Raw genomic sequence first — 21756 nt, forward strand, 5'->3', positions numbered from 1 at the left:
GCCAGGATTTTTCAGAGCTTGGCCCGATCGAGTGCTCGATGCATGACACTCGCGATGTGGAGCCATTCGACGATCTCGTCCTGGTCGAACTCGGGATCGGCTGGTCTGTGAGCGCGAGGGTTGCGCCCAGCGCGGAACAGCGCCATGCCGAGAAACATGTACCCCTCTTGTTCGCTGATATCCGTCTGCGTGACGCCCTCGTTCAGGGCAATTAGCTTCTTGCGCCCCAGTGTTTCTCCAACAAGGATGGCACCGTCTTGGTCGACGAGGCCGCTCAGCTGGCGGAGCCGGGCTCCAACGCTCTTGCACGCTTCCTCAAGCGCGTCATCACCGTGGCCGTTACGAAGCCTGGAAATAGCGCCTGCCTTGATGGCTGGATGGAGATGCTGAAGCCTGCTCTCTATAGTGCTTGGGCCGGACGTGGCTCCGCTTGTGGGGTAGTTGATGAGTTTAAGGATGTATTCCTGAAGCCGCCGGACTATTGAATCGCAGGTAGCCTGTACCGGGCCGCATACGTATATCCGCGACGTGTCGGTGCGATGCTTGCATAAATGGATCGACAGGTACCATTCGGACCCGTCATCGTCATTTCGTGAGAATCGGGTCATCGTCACTTGGGTGACGTCACGCACATCGTCGGCTAGCCCAATTCTGGTGTCCAGCAGTGAACTATAGCGGTCATCGAGTTGATTGATGCCTTCGATCTGGACTTCTGGCACGACGCTAGGCCATTGAGCCGTAACACGATCCATCTCCCGCTCAAGCTCCTCCATCAATGGCCAGTTCTGATGGTGGTTGTGCGGAAGTCGTGCACTGGAATCGTATTCACGTATCGCCACGGAAGCTCCCCACGTCGCCAGCACGCCTGTCTACGTGCGCATCTCAACCTCTTCAGCAAAGCAGACTGATCTTACGTCGCGCTGAGTCGCAGGTGCGTCCTTACGGTTGCCGCCGTCCCATCGCCTTCCCAATCAGCACCCGAGCAGCTTCACCGATCACCGCCTGCCCGAGGAGCGTTTGGAATACCTGCTCGTAGAGCACTAATTCCCGCGGTTGCGTGATAGTCAGTTCAGCCGAGATGGTTTCGACGTGGGCGACCCTGCGGTCGAAGATGACGAAGTTCGTCGTCGGCACCTGGTAATCCGACATGGTCGGGATGACGCTTACCACCACATTCGGCAGGCGCATCACGCTCAGCAGGTAGTCAAGCTGGCCGATCATGATGTCGTCCGATCCCACTGTGGTGTACAAAACCTGTTCGGCCAGAACGAAATTGAACCGGTGGTTGCCGCCGTGAAGCACCTGCTGCCGCTCGATTCGAGCAGCGATCCCCTCGTCGACCGGTTCATCATGGCCGTAGAATGCTGACACCTTGCCGAGCATCGCCCGCATGTACTCCGGGGTTTGGAGCAGGCCCGGCATGATGACCGGCTCGAACCACCGGGTCAGCCGTGTTTCCGATTCCAGCCCGTGCAGTTGCTGCTGCTTGCGCCGTATGCCGGCGATTCGTTTCCATTCGACATAGGCCGCTTCAACGTTGCGCAGCGTGGCGATCAGATCGGGCACCTGCGGCTTGGCCTTGCAGTGGCGGCACCAGATCCGGATGTCAGCCTCGGACGGTGCCTGCTTGCCGCTCTCGATCTTCGATACCTTCGAAGAATGCCACCCCGCCAGCTCGGCCAGCTGGACGCCAGAGAGGCCCGCGTCTTTGCGCAGCTCCCGGAGACGGGCGCCTAACGCCTCTCTGGCATCACGAACGCTGGAGCTGGTCACTTGGCAGCAGCGTAGTCGCTCTCCACATAGTCAGCGTGCGGGACACCGAGGCCCCACACTTTGTCACGAACAGCGACGCAGTGGGCCGCGATCACCGGATCTTCGGTGACGGCAAACCCACCGAAGTCACCATCCTCCTTGAAGGTGACGAAGACGACCAGGCGGTCATCGAACAACCAATAGTCATCGCTGGCCAGCTCAGCCGGGTCGATCAGAGGCCGAGGCAGCCACTTGATCTCTTCGCCTGCCGCGATATTCAGCGGGGCGATCGTCAGGCCGAACCGGGTGTAATCCACATGCGGAATGCTGACCAGCCGGACGCGATGAACCTGCTTGCCGGTCGACGTCACCTCCTTGATCAGGTCATCCCAGGAACGGCACCACTCGTAGTCGTCGGGCTCCCCGGCCAGAAACTTGCGGAACGGTTCATGCTCGTCCGCGACGAGGTACTCGTCCTGGGTTTCCAGGTGAAAGGCCCTCTTCCACGCACCCGCGCGGAAGAGGTCGACGAATTCCTCGCCCTGGATCAGCTTCATACGGGCCGGATTTCCTTTCCCATCGGCACTTCAATGGCGGTTTCGTGGTCGGGGAGGTTCATCTGCTGCAGGGTTTCCGGGTCGGTGACCGGTTTGCCGATCAGGGTGAAAGTGCCCCGTCCGGTATCGGTCAGCGGTGTGCCGAGGCAGGTACCCGGCTCCAAGAAGCCCAGCAGCATGTGGGGTATCTCGATCACGGAGCCGTCCGGGCCGGTGCGCCACCCCTGGATGACATACGTTCCCGTGTCGGAAGCGAAAAGCGTTGGGCACGTGCCGTTTTGACTACCGACACCGAGGCATCGTAAACGCATGGCGACCATCCTTGATCTCATGATGCGTGGATTTGCTCGAACATCGTCATCGTGGCTTGTCGCGGGACGGTCGGTCAATGGTCCAGGCATGCCGGAAGCAAATCCGAGCAAAAGCGTGGCAGCCAGCAAGCGTGCCGCTCTAGCGTCGATGAGCAGGCGCTCGGCACCAGATGAAAGCCCGCTCCGGACATCACCGCAGCGGGTCACCCCCTGGTGCCGAGCTGCCCTACCACGGGAGCGAGGGGAGTGAATCGCGTTGCGCCAGTACCTGGTCAAGGTGCACTGCTGCGGCAGCCGATGGCTAGTCCACGTGCCGGCCGTTGATCGCTGGACGCCGGTCGATGACAAGAAGGCCATCGCGCTGACGGCGAAGACGATGATCACTGCGCTCACCGGCGCCACTGCTGACACGTTCGGCATCGACCTCGCCGAAGCCCGAGTAGTCGGCAGCATCGAAGAATTCGCCGCAGGCGCAACAAGGCTTCAGCGCTGGCACGCGGATGTTCCGACCGGCCTTCCCCACGAGTGAATTACCGATAATTCAGCACATTGCCTGGACGATCTGGATACGCCGTCTGGGCTGCTGCCGTCCGGCTTCATAGACCTCAAAAAATAGCTCATACAATCGAAAAGGGCCGTCTATGTCTCACTTTGTACCGTCGGCGCGGGCAGAGCATGTCCTGCGAACGGGAAGAATTATTGACGCCGATGAGACAGCCGCAACGATGGTGCAGCGCGTCACCAAGGCTTTGGCTCGCCAGGAGATTGAGTTCTCGGGTCAGAAGGCAGGAGCGCAGTTTGCCGAGGCGTTTGAATCGGCGCTCTGTAGCAGAGAAATTGTCATGAGTACGCCGGTCATGACGAATGCGGGCCGTTACATAGATAGGCCCCTCACAGCGTGCACCGTACCGACCGTCGATTTCGATCCGGTCAGTTCAAGGCGACTCAGGGAAGAGATCATCAGGCTGCACGAGCAAGGCATGGGTACCGGCTTCAATCTTGATGAGACCGACGATCCGGTGGCTACGCTCCAGTTTCTCAACAAGGTTGCCTTTGAAAGTGCCAGCAATGGGCGAGAAGATCGGCCGGTGGGCAACATGGCGGTTCTGAGCGTCCGGCATCCGAAGATTTATGAGTTCATCAACGCCAAGGTCGATGCATCGTCGGACGGAACCGATTGGAAGTTCAACATTTCGGTCAACATCGACGGTGCTTTTATGGAGGCGGTCGAGGCAGGGCACGGCATCGAACTAGACGATGGGCGGCAGGTTGATCCCCGTCACCTCTTTGATGAGATTTGTGGCGCTGCAACCCTCTGTGCCGACCCCGGCCTTGTATTCCTCGATCGAATGAACGCACGCAACCCTATTCCCGCAATGGGCGCATACACGACGACTGCCCCGTGCGCCGAGGTCGGACTGATTGCTGGCGAGACATGCCAATTCGGCTACATCAACGTCCGGAAGTTCGTCACCACCGACACCGCGGGGCGGGCGATTATCCACTTCACGAGGCTCGCGCAAACAACGGTGCTGCTGACGCGCGCTTTGGATAACTGTCTTGAGATCAGCCAAGGGAAGCTCGGCGGCACTCGTCGAAAACATGTCTCGCAGCAGAAACGCAAGATGGGCATTGGCCTCTGTGGGGTTGCGGACGCGCTCAGTGTTACTGGTCTTCCGTATGACTCTGACATGGCCCGAACCTTGATGGCGGATGTGCTGTCCTTCGTAAACTTCACCTCCAAAGAGGAATCGGTGCGTCTTGCTGAGGAGCGCGGGCCGTTTGGGGCGATGCATACGATGGTTATAGGGAACCGGCATACGGAAACGCCTGGGCATATCGAGAGGCTGTATGGGCACCTGACCTCAGGCACGGTGGCAGCCGATGAGTGGTGCAAACTGTCTAGGCATATTGCGTCGACTGGCATGCTTCGCAATGTGTCGACAATCGCGCTTCCGCCAACCGGCCGGAGTGCTCTGATTATCGACGCCTCTACAGGTATCGAACCCCATTTCGACACCTTTTCGGCGAATGAGGAGGTGCTTGCTGCTTTGGAGCGGGTCGTACAAGCAAACTACGGCGAGTCAATCTATTCGGACTCTGCCACCCATTCACAACCGGTCAGCGAGATTCTGGCCTCCGCGTCTGACATAAGCCCTGCCGGGCATATTGGTATGGCGTCTGCCCTGCAGCGCTACACCGATGAAGCTATCTCGAAGACGATCAACCTACCACTCGGTTCGACGGCAGACGACGTGCGCGGAGTATACTGCGCGGGCTACAAAGCCAACATGAGTGGTGTGACTGTCTACGTCGACGGCTCGCGTAAGGCACAGCCCAGGAAATTGCGTCAACTGACACGATGAGGAGCGATATGAGCGACACCACCCACTTTCAATACTGCCAAAAGCTGGTCGTGATCGACCCGGCAACGGATAGCGTACTTCTCGCGCGCCGCAAGGGCGAAGCCGACTACGATGGTGTGTATTCCCTCATCGGCGGAAAGATGGAAACAACCGATGGCAGCATCCTCGATGCCATCCGCCGCGAAAAGGAGGAGGAGATTGGTACGAGCGCTATCGTACTGATTGCGGAAGATGTGTCGTACAACGTGCTCTTTCGAAAGAAGGACGGCAACAACATGATCTTGCCGCACTTCTATGCCGAGTACGAAGGCGGGGAGATCGAGCTGAACGAGGAGTACTCGGATTACGTGTGGGTTCCGAAGGATAAGCTGGATTCTTTCGGGCCGATGATCCAGACGATTCCCGAGGCGGTCCGTTGGGCGACTGAAATTGGTGAGTTGGTCAAGCGGATCCAGGGGCTCACGAAGCTGTAGCCAGCATGCATGTAGGGGCCGTGACCCACGCGCGTCCTGATGCAGGTGTTGACTTTTTAGGCTCGTTATTATTATCTATTTATAGCAATAATATGTAAATGCGGTTAGGCGCAACAGGCATCAGCCCAGCTTATACTTGAACTATCTATGCTCTATTTTAAACACGACGAACTCGCCACGAAGTACCACGTTTCTCTAAAGACCGTGCATAACTGGATCAGTGCAACGAAACTTGGCAAACTTGACCTAACTCTATACAAAGAGGGCAACAGGTACTACATTGCCAATACGCCTCAGAACACCTCGATAATCTGGCGGCTCATCGAGAAGGGGCGGAAATATCGCAACACGAGAGCCGTCAAGTCTGTTGAACCGAAATCTAAGTTTTATTCCATATACACTGAGGCGCAAGTATACGATATCGTCACAAGCCTCGAGATCCATCATGAAATACCAAGGCAGTACAACTACTTCCAGGGTGGCGCGGGATACTGGGACGAGTATACCGACCGACTTGTCGCAGATGACACTCCCAATATTGTCAATAGTACAATCAACCTACTGAGGGCTAATCAAGGATATCTCGACAGCTTGTTTGTCCAATACAAACAGATCAATGTAATTGATATCGGAGTCGGTAACGCTCAGCCAGTAAAAGAGTTCCTTAAACATCTTCTCGAAGAGCGCAAACTCGGACGCTACATCGCGTTGGATATCAGCCCTGACATCCTCGAAATAGCCCGACGCAACATTCAGGAATGGTTTGGTGATCAAGTCAGGTTCGAGGGCCACAAGCTTGACATCACTCAGGATCGCTTTACTGATCTGCTCATCCGCGAACATACCAAGGAAGATGCCAAAGATACCCTAAATCTCGTCCTGCTTCTTGGTGGAACACTCTCCAACATGCGCACACCGGATAGCGGGTTCAAGACAATTCACGACAGCATGGGCATCAACGATCTGTTGATACATAGCGCAAAGCTGGACACACAATCAACGCGACACTATTTCGACTTCGACCTACAGCCGGAGAGAAAACGACTGGCAGCAATCCACGGTCTGGTTGTAGATTTGCTCAACATCGACCCTGCTTTCTACACAGTAGAACTAGGATACGATCCTCATCTCAAACAACGCTTTGAACACATCCGACTGAAGGTGGCGCTGACGATTACGTTCACCTTTAAAGATGGTAAACGAACCATTGAACTCGAAAAGGATGACACCATCTTGACATGGCGTTACTCGCAGCAAACCGCCGCTGATGTGATGAGCCAATTTGATAGCGCTGACTTCTATCCGATTCACACGAGTCAAACCGATGACCACGAGTACATACTGACCGTATCGCGCGTCAAGCATGGCTAACCTTAGATCAGTTCTTCATGCCGGATTCAGGCCGTGCTTTTAGTCTCTACCGGATTATCCACAAACGCCTGCACTGTCCGATAGATCTGATCGGCGTGCTCAGCCGCGCTTCGCGTCAAATCGTGGTGCGAGGCAAACCACAGGATCATATCCTCCCTGTCCGGATGTTCTTCTGCTGCCGTAGCGACGGTTGTGCCATCGGGGGCTTTGAAGATTACCTCCAGTAATGCGCGAAGCAGCCTCTGTTGATCGGCCGGCGATAATGAGGAGAAAGTCACCCAGCGTTTTATTGGATTGTCGCTATAGTCGACAAATGCAAATATCCTCCAGAGCTCCAGTAGACCTCGGGCGTCATCAGCGGAGCAGCCGAGTGCCTCACTAAAATAGGAGGAGGATATCTCCCCCGCTGGCGCAGGGTGCGTCGTGAGACGTTCAAGTGCCTTCTGGAGTGATCCAATGCTAACTTTTCTAATGCTGTGGATATGTGATGATAATGCTTCCATAGGCCCTTCGTTGCCGTTAATGAGATATGCACCATAATTATAGCCACAATGACGCCATTTGCAAATGACGATCTTGCATGGTCGACGACACCTCTGTTACTTCTTGCAATAAATTCTAATCAGAAGTAATATGGAATAGAAACTTAAGGAGAGATTATTGTCATGAGTAAAGACTGTTAGTATACGCTTTTAGATACGGAGACGAGTCTTTCGCCGCAGTATCGACCGCTCGGGGTACTAGCAGGCAATCGCGAATGCGCGTCGACGTGGCGCTGTTATTTCGCCGGTTGAGGAAGTGACGGCCTGGTCTGTTGTGCTCAACGCCATCCCTCGTGGATGGTCGAAGCGCGATTCCTCGTCTCCGCAATGCCCTTTCGTACGCTCCGCTTTACGTTGCTGTTCGCAGTCACGGCACAGGGATTCTGACCAGTGACCGGACACCGATCAGCTCCCCGTGGCGATAGCTCTCCACCTTGGTGACGTAGCCGCCAACGGCATCGCGTATGACAACGCTTCGGTCGGCTCTTGAGATCTTCCACGGATTCGGGATGTGCTGCTCGGTCAACTTGCCCGACGTTTCGTACGTCAGGCCGGTGTCGCCGAACAGGACAGTCGGAACCACGAGCATCGGGCCGATGCCGAACTGATCACCAGCTACCGTGTCGAAGTCGTGAACGGCCTGTGTGGCGTAGAACGGCAGCGAGTACGAGACCACCTCGTCCGTGGCCTCGAGGTCTACTTTCGCGGCAACGTCGATCATGCCGCAGGTACTGTCGATCTGGACGTTCCCCGCGTACAGTCGCCGCCGGTTCCCAACCACATCCCGCAGGGCGATCATCAAGGTGTAGTTGGCATCCAGATGACCGCCGTGCAGGTCAACGTGATGGCCGCGAGTATCCGGCATGAGCATTCCCTCCCCGAAAGCTGTTGCTACTGCAAGGCTTCCACCTTGGCACGTCGAGCCTGACGAAGCAACGAATCGTCCACTGCCCACCAGCCGCCGAGCCAGTGACTCAATCGACGCGGACGGAATCCGGGTGCAGCGGCGCCCCCCAGTTCCACCGCTCCGACGACTAAATTACATCCCAATTCTTTACCAAATCTATTGATGTTCCTGCTCACGGGAGTTACAACAGGGATGTAAACGGAGACAACTCAATATGGATAAGACAACCCAGACTGAGCGAAGCAGCAGTGCCGACATTGAATATGCCGATGTACTGCGCACACTCGCGGAGCATGGCTATGACGCTGGCATCGCCGACACTGGCGGTGGCTGCGAGTCGATCGAAATACCACTTGATGATGGTGGTCGGCTGCTCGTTAACGATAAGAATGATCTACTCGCGTCGGAACGCGCCAACCATAAAGGATGGAGTGTAAGCCGATTCGACGAAGATGGGGAGATGGTGCAGTTTGAATCAACAAAAGTGGGATCTGTCGGTGGACTCCTGGTTTTGGTTGCGCAGCTGACATAGGTATTCCCTCCCCGAAAGCTGCTGCTACCTCAAGGCTTCCACCTTGGCACGTCGAGCCTGACGAAGCAACGAATCGTCCACTGCCCACCAGCCGCCGAGCCAGTGACTCAATCGACGCGGACGGAATCCGGGTGCAGCGGCGTGCATTCCGGTTCCACTGCTCCGAAGACAGAACTACATCCCATTCTTCAGCATAGCTATTGATGTTTCTCTCAGAAGGAGCTAAAACGGTAAGCAGGAGGAGAACAAAGAATGCCGGTAGCCGTCCCATTGATTAATGTCGTAAACATGTCACAATTAATAGTGATGGACTCCGACTATCCAAAATACGAACTCCTCGCTAAAGCACTCGATGCCCAGTTCGGCAATATCTACGAGTACAACTTTGCCGAAGGTGAGGACGCTGAAGGTAGAGCGGTTACGCTCGACTACCAGGAATGGACGGATGAACTCCGCACAGCAGTGAGGCAGTACCTCCTCCATGATCTACCAGCGGATGTTCGGGCTTCGTTGTTTCGCTCCAAGGACAGTGCCACTACTGACGTCGATGTTGACGAACGAGTCGATCAGTTGCTCCAACTGGAACCATGGGAAGTGGCCTTCGAGGTGCGCAACGCCGCGGTGGCCTCAGTTCCTACGCTTCGCGAGCTGATCGGCCATCTTGACACTTGGCCCTCCGGGGAAGAGTCGGCCGACGCCATCGTGTGGTTGGAGTCCCACTCCACTATGACCGAGTGGCGTGCAGTTGCGGAAGCAAGCAATCACGATGAGCTACAAAAGATCCTGGCGTCATCCCAACGGCGTACGCTGGCACCAGATGACTTGGTGCGCGTACTCTCGCCACCGGAACTCCTTGCCGCATGGCAGTGGCAATTTGGTCCGGCCGAATCTGATCTCACTGACAAGGAATGGGGTCTGCTCGCGGCGGCATTACGATCGCAGAGGATTGGGAGCCGATCGGGCAGAATCGTGTTTCGACCGCTGAACGAGTACGAGCTTGCCCGGAGACGGAAAAATCTCGATGGTATCCGCTACAAATTCGCTAAGGGCGTGCGTTGGACCGAAGTGCCATCACGCTATGGCAATCGTCTCGACCAGACGTGGCAAAACTACGCAAAGAGCGGGTTGCTCGTCCGTTTGCGCGATGCACTGCAAGACAATCCAGATGCCATAGCCCTCGTGGCATGGCTGGACCAGGTGATTGCCAATGCTCCGAAGAAGCGCACACCACGGCAGGAGGAAGAAGCAGCGGCATGAGGCTGCATTTACATCCATTTTCTTGGTACCCCGAGAAGATCGAACGTGCCTTCAGGCTTCCGATTGTCGGCGCTGGATTCAAGACAAAAGTGCGGTGCCGGAAATGTGGTCGAGTTCGTCGGCCCACCTATCTCCTCCCGTTCTTGATACTTCGCCTGACGCTTCGAGGTCTCGCCGATACGGCGTATCAGGAGAAGGCGTTAGCGCTGACTCGGCAGGCGGCTAAAGCGAGGCTATAATACGAACGTGGCAATAGACCCCAAAGACGCCTTCCTGCACGTAATCTACGATTACCGATGCTTAGCAACGGCCGGCTACGCCTGGAGCGTTACTGGCCCGGCTGGTGCGCATATCAAAGAGGCCAACCTATTGCTCCCTGAAGTGGGAACTATGATTCAAGATAGCATTCACGTTCATGCGCGCTCCCTCATCGACTTCTACACCAAGCAGGCGCCATGGCCAACGGACGTAGTTCTGTCGCGATTTTCCAGCAGTATATCGATCAGCGCTGGTCGGGCGACCTATCTGGAGAGTATGAAACACCCGATAGAGGTGCATTCGCTCCATCTGACCGAGTGGCGAGATGTTCCATATCGGACGACTAACGCAAACACCAGAGATGGCGCAACTAGAGGTCGACCCCAATGGGCTACCGAAAATACGGTCCTCGTAGACCAACTCATCGAAGCTCTGAAAGAAGTGTCGCAACAACAGAGTCGGTGGCAGAAACCATTCGCCGAGCTTTATAGCGCAGTCGTGGCGAGGCTTACTGATGGCTCATACGACTGGCCCACGAACCTGGGCGAGAAGCGCGATGTGGAGAACTACCTGGTGGGGCTTGGATTGTAACAACCACTGACCTGCTACACAGAGATCCCATGAGTCTGGCAATATTCTGCGATCGTCGCGAGCGCCGCCGCAGCATGCACGGCCTTCAAGGCGACTACGGCTGCCGGTTTACCCACCTTGGTGATAAGCAGTTTCCATACGTCTACATCCTGCGGATTGGCCGACGCTTGTTCCAGCAAAGTAGTTGCTTCGGGATCGTTGAGCCCCTGTACGGCTGTAATGAGAGCCGTCATATCGTCGCTGTCCACACCGTTGATGTACGTAATATCTTTGAACGAACTACCTTCCACGCTATCTGCGCGTATAGCGCCACCTGGGCTATTTACCACCAGAACTCGCTCGACAGCGCTATCCTTCACGTGACCTAATTCTACTGCTGCTGGTGGCCTTTGAACTCCTGCGTCATCGTTGCTCACAATATTTCTCCTGTTTACAATTCTGATTGTATCAGTTTATCGCCTTGCCCATTCGAGGATATTATCCTAAACTAAGAATAACTATGAGCAGACGTAAGAAGATCACACCTCTCCCACCGAGTGCCCTGGAAACCGTCGAGCGCTGGTGCATTGGAAAGGTTCCGGAGGCGGATCAAGACCGCCGTAGCCTCATCGCCAGGTCAATCGACAGTACGATTACGATCTTCGAAAGTCATATGCCGAGCAGTGCTGAAGAAGAGGCTATCGCTGTTGCCGCGAGATCCGGGGACGAAAATGTAATTCCGATCCTGATCGAGGCTCCTGAAGGAAGTCCTACCGAGTTTTGGACATTTCGTCCAGTGATTCAGCTGGCCTATAATCCGGAGGCCGATCCACTCCACGCTTGGTACTTGTTCTATGCGAACCTCGACGACCCATGGGAGGGTGAATGGAATTTGTACGGTGGCGGTTTCAGCGGAACATTGCAGGCCATACTGGACAAGATTGACGAAGATCCCGATGGGACCTTTAAGTGGATTGATCAGTTGAGGTGAGCCATCGCTCCGCCCCTTACCCCCACCTCGACCGAATCCTGACCCCATGCGCCACCAGGGTTCGCCGGATCGTCCTGTTATCGACATTGAATTTGTCGGCCAGCTGCGCCATGGTCCACTCCTCTTGGTAGAGGGCTACTACCAAGAGGGCATCGTCTTCGGTCAGTCCTTGGTGCCGTGTTTCTACATCATGCTCGGCCAGAAGCCGCAGGATGCTGGATTGGCTCAGTCCAAACCGGCGTCGAAGATCGGCGGTTGAAGCTCCTGCCCGGTAGGCCGCTGCCACTTGCTCTCCCACTGCGGGAGGCAACCGATGCTCCAACTTATGGATCCTGGGCAGAGAAGTAGCTCTGACCTGGCGTTTCTCCAACGACTTGACCAGTTCGACCAACCGAGCCAGCCGCCGCCCCTGTTCGACATCTTTAGAGTAGTGCCTAGCCCGCCCCACCGAAGAATATCCACGTCGAGACCTATTCCTATGGGACGCCTACGCCCGCGAATCGTGGGGCCGAGGGACACACTTCTCACCTTGTTACGCGAACCCGAGCGGTCGTACAGCATGGAGCACCGGTGACATGTGATGCCGACACACCGGTTCAATCGCATTGCCACGCACCACCTCGGTCGCAACTGAGCCGGATCGCCCGAACCTGATTGTCTGTCCCAGCAGCGACCATCTGGTCACCGCCGACGACGGCGGGCTAGCCATGCCCGCGCGAACATCGGAGATGCTGGTGTTACTCGATACTTCGAAAGCACCGCTGGGCGAAAGGCATTCCTTCGGCGGGTTTCGATGTCGTGTCGAAAACGACCGAAACCGGACAGCAACGGCGATCGGGCGACACGGGGACATTCCACGCCGGTAGCCCGGCTCGACGGGCCGTCGCGCATCGGCGAATGATTGCGGTGAAATAGCTGCGAAGCGTTAGGTGGGCCAACGATTTGCTTTGAAATGCGATATTGTCCGAGGGCGCGAAGATAGCCGGGAGCGATCCTGTTCAGTGCCGTTCGTCTGGGAATGTCGGAAAAACGGAACGGATGGAAGTGTGGTGAAGATCAAGAAGCTCCTGGCGACTGCGACCTTGGCCATCGCGGCCACCGGCACAACCACCGTCATGGCCTATGGTCAGGCCGGTGTGGCCTCGGACGTCACCGTCGGCGCGAACGCCGGTCCCGTCGCCTACACCACCGCCCTCGCCGCCGATCACACCAGCGCGCTGGTACGGCTTGCCTCCGGCAGATTCACACTCGGCCTCGACGCGGTCACCGTGACCGCGGACGACGGCAGCGTCGTCGGCACCATTCCGACGACGCTGCAGGCCCAGACCGGGCAGACATTCAGGCTCACGCCGGCGCTGGACAACACCGGCACGGAATTGACGCTGACCCCCGCGTCGGCCCCCGTACCCGGGCTGCACCAGGCACTGGGAAACTTCGCCGTCGTAGAGGTCGGCGAGATGATCGGTTGTGTTATCGGCATTCTCATCGGGATTTGGTTCTTCTTGGTGGGCGCCATCATCGGCTGTGCGGTCGGTGCGATCCTCGGCCAGCTCATCGCCTAGCACTCCAACCGGACTTTGTGATCTGTGGTGATGGTTGGTGGGGTAGCGGGTCAGCTGGTGGTGGGGCGGCCGCAGCATTTTTTGTATTTGGTGGTTGATCCGCACCAGCATGGCGAGTTTCGTGGGGGTGGCCAGCTGATGGTGTCGCCTTCGTCGATGATCTCGTTCATGCAGGCCAGACGTGTTTCGGAGTCGCGGGGATCGGTGCCGGTCCGGGTGGTGTATTCGAAGAGTTTCGCGACCGTCAGCGGCACCATGGTGATGTGGGCGATACCGGAGGCGGCCAGTTCGCGGTTGGCTCGGTCCCGGTCGGTGGCGAAGGTGTCGAAGTCGGTGTGTTCGATCATTCCTGGCCATTTTTCGTGTGCGCCGCGGAACTCGCCGCGAGGCCAGAACAGGATCCGTGCGTGGTGTGGTGTTGTGGGCGGTGGTGCCCAGGTCTGGGCGAGTTCGTCGATGCGTTCGGTGAGGTCCTGGACGGTTTCGTCCAGCTCGTCGGGAGGTAGGCCCTGTGCCTGGCGGATGCGTCGCCGTCCTGCGAGGATGTTGTTGGCGTAGGACATGAACCCGAATTCGGTGCCGGTCTCGGCCATTTCCTCGTCGGTGAGCCGGGAGACCGCCATGTTGAACCAGGTCAGTGCCTGTTGACGGTCACCGCGTTCTTCCAGCAGTTCGGCGGCCATGTGATACGGCGCCGGCGAGTTGGTTCTGCTGTGCCGCAACGCATCGAGCTGGGCGTCGGCGTCGGTGTGGCTGCCGAGGTCGAACAACACCTCGGCCAAGGCCACGCGGGCATTGCCGCCGTCTTCGCCGCCTGTCTCGATGGCTTGGGTCAAAAGGTCGATGGCGCGGCCGTGGTCCCCGGCCCGATGCCAGTGCTGGGCGGCCTCGAGCAAGATCTCGCCACGCTGGTCGGGATAGAGTTCGAGTTCGGCTTCGAGTTCCGCGGCCAGGGTCGCATCCGATCGTTTGCTCACACCAGCACTGTAGTTGCCGCGGATCGGTGGCGATCGAGAAGGCCGCAACAGGTGTGCGGCCGCTATTTTGTCGTGTTTGTGTGTGACACAACTGAATTGGCGACAGTCAGCTCGACCGAAACGACCATACTTCGACAGTACGGCGTGGAAGGCCCGTGCAGGTGGTCCATTCCGACGCCACGATCACTACCGGAAGGCTTCGAGCCATCGCAGTCCGGGACCGCGAAGCTGGCGTCGGCGGATCGACCCTGACCGATCTGCCGCACCCTCATGCCGCCGAGAACGACGTCATCGTGCAAGTCCACGCCGCCGGTTTCACCCGCGGCGAGCTGGACTGGCCAGGGATGTGGACCGACCGCGCCGGCCGCGACCGCACCCGAACGTCCCCGGCCACGAGCTATCGGGTGTAGTCGTCGAACTCGGCTACGGCACAACTGGTCTCACGGGTGGGGGCAGCACGTCTTCGGACCGACCGACTGGGCCCGCAACGGTTCGCTCGCGGAGTACACCGCCGTGGAAGCCCGCAACATGGCTCCGCTCCCCGCCGAGGTCGACCACGTCGCCGCAGCCGCGCTACCGATCTCCGGTCCGACGGCTTGGCAGGCGATCATCAGTGACCACGGACTGACGCTCGCCGGTCGAGGCCGGCGTGGTACCGGCGAAGCCCGCTGGCATTCCGCCACCTGCCCGCTCATCGACACCGGAAGCGCCGGCCCGAACAACCCGCCCACAACCGATTGCGGCACTGCTGGAATCGTGTCGGCCGGTCTGGGCGGTTCAGCCGACCGGGAGTTTCACCACCGGATTGGGGCCCAAGTCGGTGACGTACACGTTGTCGGCCGTGTCGACCGCTATATCCTGGGGATTCTTCAGGCCGGAGAACGGCAGCATGGTCGGCGTCGACGCGCCGGCCGCCAGCCTCACCACCCATTTGTTATCCCAGTCGACGACGTACACGTCTCCCGACGCGTCGACCGCCACACCCTGGGGGTCTTTGAGCCCGGTGAACGGCAGCGTGGTCGGTGCCGACGCGCCCGCCGCCAACATCACCACCCGCTCGGTACCCAATTCGGTGACGTACACGTTGCGCGCCGTGTCGACCGCCACACCGTGGGGACCTTGGAGCTCCGTGAACGGCAGCGTGGTCGGTGCCGATGCGCCCGCCGCCAACATCACCACCCGATCATTACCCTGGTCGGCGATGTATACGTCCCCCGCGCTGTCGACCGCCACCCCCTGGGGACTCTTCAGGCCGGTGAACGGCAGCGGGGTCGGCGTCGACGCGCCCGCCGCCAATTTCATCACCCGATCGTTACTCGTGTCGGTGACGAAGATGTTCCCCGCCGTATCGACCGCCACGCCTTGGGGATTCTTCAGGCCGGTGAACGGCAGTGAGGTCGGCGTCGACGCGCCCGCCGCCAATTTCACCACCCGATCGTTACCCATGTCGGTGACGTATACGTTGCCCGCGGCGTCGGCCGCCACGCCGGTGGGCAGGCTGACGCCGGTGAAAGGCAACGGAGTCTGCGACGAGTAGGCCGGGGCGATAGGGGTGGGCGAGTTGCCACCGCCGCCTGATTCCCGCTGGACGCCGACAATCACCGCTACCGCGGCCAGCACCGCAACCACGGCCGCGACGGCGAGCAGTCCGGCGGCCTTGGGCGACAATCTGATTCGCCGCCCAAGGCGCGCGACTACGCCCCCGCTGGTGCCGACCGCGGAATCGCCCACCGCGGCGCGTGCCGCCCCGGCCAGCTCGCGCACGGTCTGGTAGCGATGGTCGGGGTTTTTGGCCATTCCCTTGGCAATGACCGCATCGAAAGCAGCCGGTACATCGGCTGTAGTGGTGCTGGGCCGGGGCGGCGGGGTACGCAGGTGATGGGCGATCACACCCTCTATGCCCGATGTGCTCGCAAACGGAGGTCGGCCGGTCAGGCACTCGTCCAGCACGCACGCCAACGCATACACGTCCACTCGGGCATCGACCTTGGCCTCCGCGCTGATCGCCTCCGGCGCCATGTAGGCGAAGGTGCCGAGGGTCTCGCCGGTCTTGGTCAGCGTGCGGTCGTCGGCGGCGTGGGCGATCCCGAAGTCGATCAGGTAAGCGAAATCATCGGCGCACAGCAGGATGTTGGAGGGTTTGACATCGCGGTGCGCCAGCCCGGCGTCGTGGGCCGCCTGCAGCGCGCCGGCCACCTGGGCGATGATCGCCACTGCCCGCTGCGGCGGCATGGCCCCTTCTCGCGTGATCACCGTGCGCAGGTCGGTGCCCTCGATCAGGCGCATATTCAGATACAGCCGACCGTCGATGTCGCCGAAGTCGTGGATGGGGATCACATGCGGTTCGGTCAACTGTGCGACCGTCCGGCACTCCCGGCGGAACCGCTCGCGCAGCTCTTCGTCATCGGCGAAGCGCTCAGGCAACAGTTTCAGCGCCACCACCCGGTCGGTGAGAGAATCATGCGCCCGCCATACCTGGCCCATGCCGCCCTGACCCAGCAGTGACAACAGCCGATAGCGCCCGAATGCCTCCGCTGGCCCCGACCCCCGGACGGTGTTCCCGCCGCCTACTGGTGTGTCGTTCATTGTGCCGTCCCGTGACTACCTGTCTGGCTAACGGCCGTACTCGCTTGCATTCCACCCGCGCCCGCGAGCAGGTAGGTCCACACTAGTTGATTCAGGCAACCCAGATGCTCGATAGTCGAGCGCTATCGTCGGTAATCACGTGCGCGCAGCGGGGCGATGCCGGGCTGTTCCAGTTCAGGAGGTCGACAGCCAACGGCTTGCGCGCCATGACCCGACCTCACAAGGGGGGAGTCGGGCCTTGTGATAGCGAGTCCCTGGATAGCATCGATCTTCGTACAGATCGAGGAACGCCGAGGGGCTTGTGTTGACTACCGACCATCTTGACCGCTGGAACGCTCACGAGGCTTCGGCGGAGGCGATGATTCCGATCATTGGCAGGCTGTATCGCGAGAAGGGGGTGACCATCCTCCTGCACAGCCGGTCGCTGGTGAACAAGTCGGTGATCAGCATTCTGCGGACGCACCGGTTCGCGCGGCAGATCGAGGGTGAGGAACTGTCGATCGAGGAGACGCTGCCGTTCCTCGAAGTGCTCAGCGGGTTGGATCTGGGGCCCTGCAAGATCGACCTCGGCCGGTTGGTGACGGCCTATCGCATCGACGATCGCGGGCTGTCGATTCCGGAGTTCACCGCCGTAGTGTTGGCCGATGTCACCGACGGCAACAAGGCCGAGCCGCAGGGTCCGCGGGACGTGGTGCTGTACGGCTTCGGGCGGATCGGTCGTCTGGTCGCTCGGCTGCTCATCGAGAAGGTAGGGTCCGGCAATGGGCTGAACCTGCGGGCCGTGGTGGTACGCAAGGGCGGCGAGGGTGATCTGGCCAAGCGGGCGTCGCTGCTGCGGCGGGATTCGGTGCACGGCCAGTTCAATGGAACGATCAAGGTCGATGCCGAGAACGACACGATCATCGCCAACGGCAATGTCATCAAGTTCATCTACAGCGATGATCCGACGACGATCGACTACACCGAGTTCGGGATCGACGAGGCGATCCTGATCGACAACACCGGCAAGTGGCGTGACCGTCAGGGCCTGTCGCAGCACCTGCAGACCGGCATCGCGAAGGTCGTGCTCACCGCCCCGGGCAAGGGTGACGTTCCGAATATCGTGCACGGTGTCAACCACCGCGACCTCGATCTGTCCGAGCAGATCTACTCGTGCGCTTCGTGCACGACCAACGCGATCGTGCCGCCGCTCAAGGCGATGGATGACGAGTACGGCATTGTCCGCGGTCACGTGGAGACGGTGCATTCGTTCACCAACGATCAGAACCTGCTGGACAACTTCCACAAGGCCGACCGTCGGGGTCGCTCCGCGCCATTCAACCTCGTGCTCACCGAAACCGGCGCCGCATCCGCGGTCGCGAAGGCGATGCCGGACTTCAAGGCCAAAATCACCGGCAACTCGATTCGCGTTCCCACGCCGGACGTTTCGGTCGCGATTCTGAACCTGCAGCTCGAACGGGAGGTCACGAAGAGCGAGGTGCTCGAGTACCTGCGTCAGGTATCGCTGTCCGGACCGCTGAGCCGCAACCTCGACTACACCGCGGCCACCGATGTGGTCTCCAGCGATTTCATCGGATCCCGCGCGGCATCCATCGTCGACGCCAATGCCACCATCATCGACGGCGACACCGCGATCCTGTACCTCTGGTACGACAACGAATTCGGCTATTCGTGCCAGGTGGTCCGGACGGTGCAGTACATCTCGGGCATCGAGTACCCGACCTACCCGCAGGTGGGCGCGCAGGATCGCGCCGTCGTTCCCGCGGCCGCCGCACGATAGCACGCATTCGGCCGAAATCTGTTCGGCCATAGCGGTTTTCCGCGAGCATCGGCGTGGCTCACGCCGATGCTCGCGATCGCCCACGCCGCGACCGGCGACCGCAAACGGCCAGAATCCGCCGACGGTTCACTGGTCGTTACCCGACTTGGTCCGCGCAAGGATCTCTCGCAGGTTTCACCGTGGCCGTTCATGTCCGTGGATTCGACGACATGGCCAGGGCACCGGCCCGGCAGCCTGGGCTTTGCTCACTCGCCAGGCCGGAGAGCAGCGCAGACTCGATGGCTAAGTGCCGCAGGCGGCGTCGAGAAGCGTTGCCGCGGTAGCGCGGCCATGGGCGGCGGCATCAGGTTGCCCTGCGATCGCGGCGGTGGTCTGGGCCCCTTCGACGAGGATCGCGATCGTCGTGTCGTCAACCTAGCCGGTCCGCCACATCGGCGAGTGCTCCATCGCCAAAGAATGGATGCCGCGGACTCGGCTCGACGTGAGCGATAACAAAGCACTAGACAGCTGAGTCCTTGACACGGGGCAAATGTTCGCGCTAACAATGTTTGCGTTAACATTGTTAGGAGCGTCACAGTGGCGGACAGGTATGTGATCGGTGTCGACTTCGGCACGTTGTCCGGGCGGGCAGTGGTAGTCAGGGTGCGGGATGGGGCCGAGTTCGCCAGTGCGGTAACCGAATACCGGCACGGGGTCATCGATCGGAATTTGCCGGCGAGCGGCGCTGAGCTTCCTCCGGATTGGGCGCTACAGGATCCTGAGGACTATCTCGATGTGTTGCGGACGGCGGTGCCTAACGCGCTGATCGAATCGGGGGTCGATCCGGCTGACGTCATCGGAATCGCTACGGATTTCACGGCTTGTACGGTGCTGCCCACGCTTGCTGACGGAACACCGTTGTGTCGGGTGCCGGAGTTCGCGGCGTGTCCGCACGCGTACCCGAAGTTGTGGAAACACCATGCGGCACAAGCGCAGGCGGATCGGATCAACACCCTCGCCGACGAACGGGCCGAGCCGTGGATCAATCGGTACGGCGGCAAGATTTCGGCGGAATGGGAGTTCGCCAAGGCGCTGCAGATGTTGGAAGAGGATCCGGAGATCTATGCCCGCGCCGAGCGCTTCATCGAAGCGGCGGACTGGATCGTCTGGCAGCTGTGCGGCACAGAGACACGCAACGTTTGCACGGCTGGTTACAAGGGAATTCACCAGGACGGGAATTGGCCCAGCCGCGACTACCTCGCTGCGCTGAATCCGGACTTCGCCGACTTCGCCGTCGGCAAGCTGGTCCACCCGCTGTCCCCGCTCGGAGGCCGTGCCGGTGGCCTGACCGAGCGGGCAGCGGGATGGACGGGGCTGCGGCCCGGGATCGCGGTCGCGGTCGGCAATGTCGACGCGCATGTCACCGCGCCCGCCGCGCAGGCTGTCGAGAATGGGCAGCTGCTCGCGGTGATGGGCACCTCCACCTGTCATGTCATGAACAGTGATCACCTCGCCGAGGTGCCTGGGATGTGCGGGGTGGTGGATGGCGGAATCATCAGTGGCAGTTGGGGATACGAGGCTGGGCAGAGTGGGGTCGGCGATATCTTCGCGTGGTTCGTCGACTCGTCGCTGCCGGGGCGCTATCACGCCGAGGCCGCCGCGGGTGGCATGGATGCGCACGCCTATCTGAGCGAGTTGGCGCAGCGGCAGGGGGTCGGCGAGCACGGCCTGGTCGCGCTGGACTGGCACAGCGGAAACCGCTCGGTGCTCGTCGACCACGACCTGTCCGGGATCCTGGTCGGCCTCACCCTCGCGACGAAACCCGAGGACATCTACCGCGCATTGCTGGAGGCCACCGCCTTCGGCACCCGCACCATCATCGAAACCTTCAATGCCGCAGGCGTTCCCGTTCGCGAACTCGTGATCGCCGGTGGCCTGCTGAAGAACTCGTTGCTGATGCAGATCTATGCCGATGTGACGCGGTTACCGCTGTCGATCATCGGTTCGGATCAGGGCCCTGCGCTCGGCTCGGCCATCCATGCCGCTGTCGCCGCCGGGGTCTACCCGGATGTCCGTGCCGCCGCCGAGGCGATGGGCAAGGTGCACCGGAATGCCTACCTCCCCGATCCCGACCGCGCCGCCGCCTACGACGCCATTTACGCCGAATACCAAGCCCTGCACGACCATTTCGGCCGCGGCGGCACCGAGGTGTTGCACCGGCTGCGGCGCATCCGTAACGACGCACGATGGGAAGTCGCGACCGCATGAGTGAACGTAGCGAGCGAACAGCGGGCACAGCTGAGCGAACCGCCATTACCGGCCTGCGTGAGCAACTGGTCGATCTGCATCGAGAACTACTGCGCTGGGGGCTGGTGGTGTGGACCGCGGGCAATGTCTCCGCCCGGGTACCCGGGGAGGAATTGCTGGTCATCAAGCCGAGCGGGGTGTCCTACGACGAACTCACCCCGAATTCGATGGTGGTCTGCGATTTCGACGGCAAACTGGTCGAAGGCGATCTGTCGCCGTCCAGCGATACCGCCGCGCACGCCTACATCTACCGGGCGATGCCCGAGGTGGGCGGTGTGGTGCATACCCACTCGACCTACGCGAGCGCGTGGGCCGCACGCGCGGAGCCGATTCCGTGTGCGCTGACCGCGATGGCCGATGAGTTCGGCGGCGAAATTCCGGTCGGCCCTTTCGCGCTCATCGGCAACGACGATATCGGCCGGGGTGTGGTCGCGACGCTGTCGGGCCACCGCTCCCCCGCCGTCCTGATGCGCAATCACGGCGTCTTCGCGGTCGGGCCCGACGCCCGCGCCGCGGTCAAGGCGGCCGTCATGTGCGAGGACGTGGCTCGCACCGTGCATATCGCGCGCCAACTCGGTGAGCCGGTCCCCCTCGCGCAGGCCGATGTGGACAGCCTGCACGACCGCTACCAGAACGTATACGGCCAGCACTGAATTCCGGCCGCCGACAAAGGAGTAC

The 21756-nt window shown here is 59.9% G+C and carries 22 protein-coding genes and 1 pseudogene; 14 read left to right on the forward strand and 9 right to left on the reverse strand.

Features of this window, described 5'->3' with window-relative positions; genetic code table 11:
• Positions 1-11 precede the first annotated feature (11 nt).
• From ACQPXH_RS23980 to ACQPXH_RS23995, 4 genes are all read right to left on the reverse strand, one after another.
• Positions 12-839, reverse strand: a complete 828-nt coding sequence (locus ACQPXH_RS23980) for a TIGR02391 family protein (RefSeq protein WP_433598741.1) — start codon at positions 837-839, stop codon at positions 12-14.
• A gap of 100 nt (positions 840-939) precedes the next feature.
• On the reverse strand, positions 940-1773 hold the full coding sequence (locus ACQPXH_RS23985; protein WP_433598742.1) for a helix-turn-helix domain-containing protein: 834 nt from the start codon (positions 1771-1773) through the stop codon (positions 940-942).
• Entirely contained in the window at positions 1770-2309 is a 540-nt protein-coding gene (locus tag ACQPXH_RS23990) for a DUF6879 family protein (protein WP_433598743.1), read from the reverse strand. Before ACQPXH_RS23990 ends, ACQPXH_RS23985 begins: the two co-directional genes overlap by 4 nt.
• Complete coding sequence (locus ACQPXH_RS23995; protein WP_433598744.1) at positions 2306-2629, reverse strand: hypothetical protein; 324 nt, start codon at positions 2627-2629, stop codon at positions 2306-2308. Before ACQPXH_RS23995 ends, ACQPXH_RS23990 begins: the two co-directional genes overlap by 4 nt.
• Before the next feature lie 247 nt (positions 2630-2876).
• Between ACQPXH_RS23995 and ACQPXH_RS24000 the strand changes: the two genes are divergently transcribed.
• From ACQPXH_RS24000 to ACQPXH_RS24015, 4 genes are all read left to right on the forward strand, one after another.
• Positions 2877-3149 (forward strand): hypothetical protein, encoded by a 273-nt coding sequence (locus tag ACQPXH_RS24000; protein WP_433598745.1) that lies wholly within the window; start codon positions 2877-2879, stop codon positions 3147-3149.
• 112 nt (positions 3150-3261) lie between these two features.
• The gene (locus ACQPXH_RS24005; protein WP_433598746.1) at positions 3262-4986 is read left to right on the forward strand and encodes a ribonucleotide reductase N-terminal alpha domain-containing protein; all 1725 of its coding nucleotides are present in this window, start codon (positions 3262-3264) and stop codon (positions 4984-4986) included.
• An 8-nt stretch (positions 4987-4994) separates the two neighbouring features.
• Complete coding sequence (locus tag ACQPXH_RS24010; RefSeq protein ID WP_433598747.1) at positions 4995-5459, forward strand: NUDIX hydrolase; 465 nt, start codon at positions 4995-4997, stop codon at positions 5457-5459.
• 147 nt (positions 5460-5606) lie between these two features.
• Positions 5607-6830 (forward strand): L-histidine N(alpha)-methyltransferase, encoded by a 1224-nt coding sequence (locus ACQPXH_RS24015; protein ID WP_433598748.1) that lies wholly within the window; start codon positions 5607-5609, stop codon positions 6828-6830.
• Positions 6831-6856: 26 nt separating this feature from the next.
• Here ACQPXH_RS24015 and ACQPXH_RS24020 read toward each other — a convergent pair whose 3' ends face one another.
• A complete protein-coding gene (locus ACQPXH_RS24020; RefSeq protein WP_433598749.1) occupies positions 6857-7333 on the reverse strand; it encodes a hypothetical protein in 477 nt (158 codons plus the stop codon).
• Between the two features lie 406 nt (positions 7334-7739).
• Positions 7740-8171 (reverse strand): hypothetical protein, encoded by a 432-nt coding sequence (locus ACQPXH_RS24025; RefSeq protein ID WP_433598750.1) that lies wholly within the window; start codon positions 8169-8171, stop codon positions 7740-7742.
• A 322-nt stretch (positions 8172-8493) separates the two neighbouring features.
• Here ACQPXH_RS24025 and ACQPXH_RS24030 point away from each other — a divergent pair, with 322 nt between their 5' ends.
• From ACQPXH_RS24030 to ACQPXH_RS24040, 3 genes are all read left to right on the forward strand, one after another.
• Entirely contained in the window at positions 8494-8811 is a 318-nt protein-coding gene (locus ACQPXH_RS24030) for a hypothetical protein (protein WP_433598751.1), read from the forward strand.
• Between the two features lie 252 nt (positions 8812-9063).
• The gene (locus ACQPXH_RS24035) at positions 9064-10068 is read left to right on the forward strand and encodes a hypothetical protein (protein WP_433598752.1); all 1005 of its coding nucleotides are present in this window, start codon (positions 9064-9066) and stop codon (positions 10066-10068) included.
• A 246-nt stretch (positions 10069-10314) separates the two neighbouring features.
• Entirely contained in the window at positions 10315-10917 is a 603-nt protein-coding gene (locus ACQPXH_RS24040) for a hypothetical protein (RefSeq protein WP_433598753.1), read from the forward strand.
• Between the two features lie 14 nt (positions 10918-10931).
• Here ACQPXH_RS24040 and ACQPXH_RS24045 read toward each other — a convergent pair whose 3' ends face one another.
• Positions 10932-11333 carry a hypothetical protein gene (locus ACQPXH_RS24045; RefSeq protein WP_433598754.1) on the reverse strand — a complete coding sequence of 134 codons (402 nt, stop codon included), beginning with the start codon at positions 11331-11333 and terminating at the stop codon, positions 10932-10934.
• A gap of 83 nt (positions 11334-11416) precedes the next feature.
• Between ACQPXH_RS24045 and ACQPXH_RS24050 the strand changes: the two genes are divergently transcribed.
• The 3 genes from ACQPXH_RS24050 to ACQPXH_RS24060 all read left to right on the forward strand — a co-directional run bounded on the left by ACQPXH_RS24050 (position 11417) and on the right by ACQPXH_RS24060 (position 13449).
• Positions 11417-11887: a hypothetical protein gene (locus ACQPXH_RS24050; RefSeq protein ID WP_433598755.1), complete on the forward strand. Its 471-nt coding sequence runs from the start codon at positions 11417-11419 to the stop codon at positions 11885-11887.
• A gap of 46 nt (positions 11888-11933) precedes the next feature.
• Positions 11934-12146: a hypothetical protein gene (locus tag ACQPXH_RS24055; RefSeq protein ID WP_433598756.1), complete on the forward strand. Its 213-nt coding sequence runs from the start codon at positions 11934-11936 to the stop codon at positions 12144-12146.
• 787 nt (positions 12147-12933) lie between these two features.
• Entirely contained in the window at positions 12934-13449 is a 516-nt protein-coding gene (locus ACQPXH_RS24060) for a hypothetical protein (protein WP_433598757.1), read from the forward strand.
• A 50-nt stretch (positions 13450-13499) separates the two neighbouring features.
• Here ACQPXH_RS24060 and ACQPXH_RS24065 read toward each other — a convergent pair whose 3' ends face one another.
• Entirely contained in the window at positions 13500-14426 is a 927-nt protein-coding gene (locus tag ACQPXH_RS24065; RefSeq protein ID WP_433598758.1) for an SEC-C metal-binding domain-containing protein, read from the reverse strand.
• Positions 14427-14632: 206 nt separating this feature from the next.
• Between ACQPXH_RS24065 and ACQPXH_RS24070 the strand changes: the two are divergent.
• Positions 14633-15033 (forward strand): annotated as a pseudogene (locus tag ACQPXH_RS24070) (alcohol dehydrogenase catalytic domain-containing protein); the annotation flags it as partial.
• Positions 15034-15203: 170 nt separating this feature from the next.
• Here ACQPXH_RS24070 and ACQPXH_RS24075 read toward each other — a convergent pair.
• Complete coding sequence (locus tag ACQPXH_RS24075; protein ID WP_433598759.1) at positions 15204-17012, reverse strand: serine/threonine-protein kinase PknD; 1809 nt, start codon at positions 17010-17012, stop codon at positions 15204-15206.
• 304 nt (positions 17013-17316) lie between these two features.
• On the opposite strand from ACQPXH_RS24075, the gene ACQPXH_RS24080 reads away from it, so the two are divergent.
• The 3 genes from ACQPXH_RS24080 to ACQPXH_RS24090 all read left to right on the forward strand — a co-directional run bounded on the left by ACQPXH_RS24080 (position 17317) and on the right by ACQPXH_RS24090 (position 21731).
• Entirely contained in the window at positions 17317-18792 is a 1476-nt protein-coding gene (locus tag ACQPXH_RS24080) for a glyceraldehyde-3-phosphate dehydrogenase (RefSeq protein ID WP_433598760.1), read from the forward strand.
• A 576-nt stretch (positions 18793-19368) separates the two neighbouring features.
• Positions 19369-21039, forward strand: a complete 1671-nt coding sequence (araB, locus tag ACQPXH_RS24085) for a ribulokinase (protein WP_433598761.1) — start codon at positions 19369-19371, stop codon at positions 21037-21039.
• Positions 21036-21731, forward strand: a complete 696-nt coding sequence (locus ACQPXH_RS24090) for an L-ribulose-5-phosphate 4-epimerase (protein ID WP_433598762.1) — start codon at positions 21036-21038, stop codon at positions 21729-21731. Before araB ends, ACQPXH_RS24090 begins: the two co-directional genes overlap by 4 nt.
• Positions 21732-21756 lie beyond the last annotated feature (25 nt).

It is taken from the genome of Nocardia sp. CA-135953 (assembly GCF_050955735.1).
Classification (GTDB): domain Bacteria; phylum Actinomycetota; class Actinomycetes; order Mycobacteriales; family Mycobacteriaceae; genus Nocardia.

What these genes read in the sequence shown, in the direction of transcription:
- ACQPXH_RS24005 (WP_433598746.1), top strand. Translation starts at nt 3,262, where the DNA reads ATGTCTCACTTTGTACCGTCGGCGCGGGCAGAGCATGTCCTGCGAACG.
- ACQPXH_RS24035 (WP_433598752.1), top strand. Translation starts at nt 9,064, where the DNA reads ATGCCGGTAGCCGTCCCATTGATTAATGTCGTAAACATGTCACAATTA.
- ACQPXH_RS24015 (WP_433598748.1), top strand. Translation starts at nt 5,607, where the DNA reads ATGCTCTATTTTAAACACGACGAACTCGCCACGAAGTACCACGTTTCT.
- ACQPXH_RS24055 (WP_433598756.1), top strand. Translation starts at nt 11,934, where the DNA reads ATGCGCCACCAGGGTTCGCCGGATCGTCCTGTTATCGACATTGAATTT.
- ACQPXH_RS24090 (WP_433598762.1), top strand. Translation starts at nt 21,036, where the DNA reads ATGAGTGAACGTAGCGAGCGAACAGCGGGCACAGCTGAGCGAACCGCC.
- ACQPXH_RS24075 (WP_433598759.1), bottom strand. Translation starts at nt 17,012, where the DNA reads ATGAACGACACACCAGTAGGCGGCGGGAACACCGTCCGGGGGTCGGGG.
- ACQPXH_RS24020 (WP_433598749.1), bottom strand. Translation starts at nt 7,333, where the DNA reads ATGGAAGCATTATCATCACATATCCACAGCATTAGAAAAGTTAGCATT.
- ACQPXH_RS23995 (WP_433598744.1), bottom strand. Translation starts at nt 2,629, where the DNA reads ATGGTCGCCATGCGTTTACGATGCCTCGGTGTCGGTAGTCAAAACGGC.
- ACQPXH_RS23990 (WP_433598743.1), bottom strand. Translation starts at nt 2,309, where the DNA reads ATGAAGCTGATCCAGGGCGAGGAATTCGTCGACCTCTTCCGCGCGGGT.
- ACQPXH_RS24030 (WP_433598751.1), top strand. Translation starts at nt 8,494, where the DNA reads ATGGATAAGACAACCCAGACTGAGCGAAGCAGCAGTGCCGACATTGAA.
- ACQPXH_RS24050 (WP_433598755.1), top strand. Translation starts at nt 11,417, where the DNA reads ATGAGCAGACGTAAGAAGATCACACCTCTCCCACCGAGTGCCCTGGAA.
- ACQPXH_RS24010 (WP_433598747.1), top strand. Translation starts at nt 4,995, where the DNA reads ATGAGCGACACCACCCACTTTCAATACTGCCAAAAGCTGGTCGTGATC.
- ACQPXH_RS24025 (WP_433598750.1), bottom strand. Translation starts at nt 8,171, where the DNA reads ATGATCGCCCTGCGGGATGTGGTTGGGAACCGGCGGCGACTGTACGCG.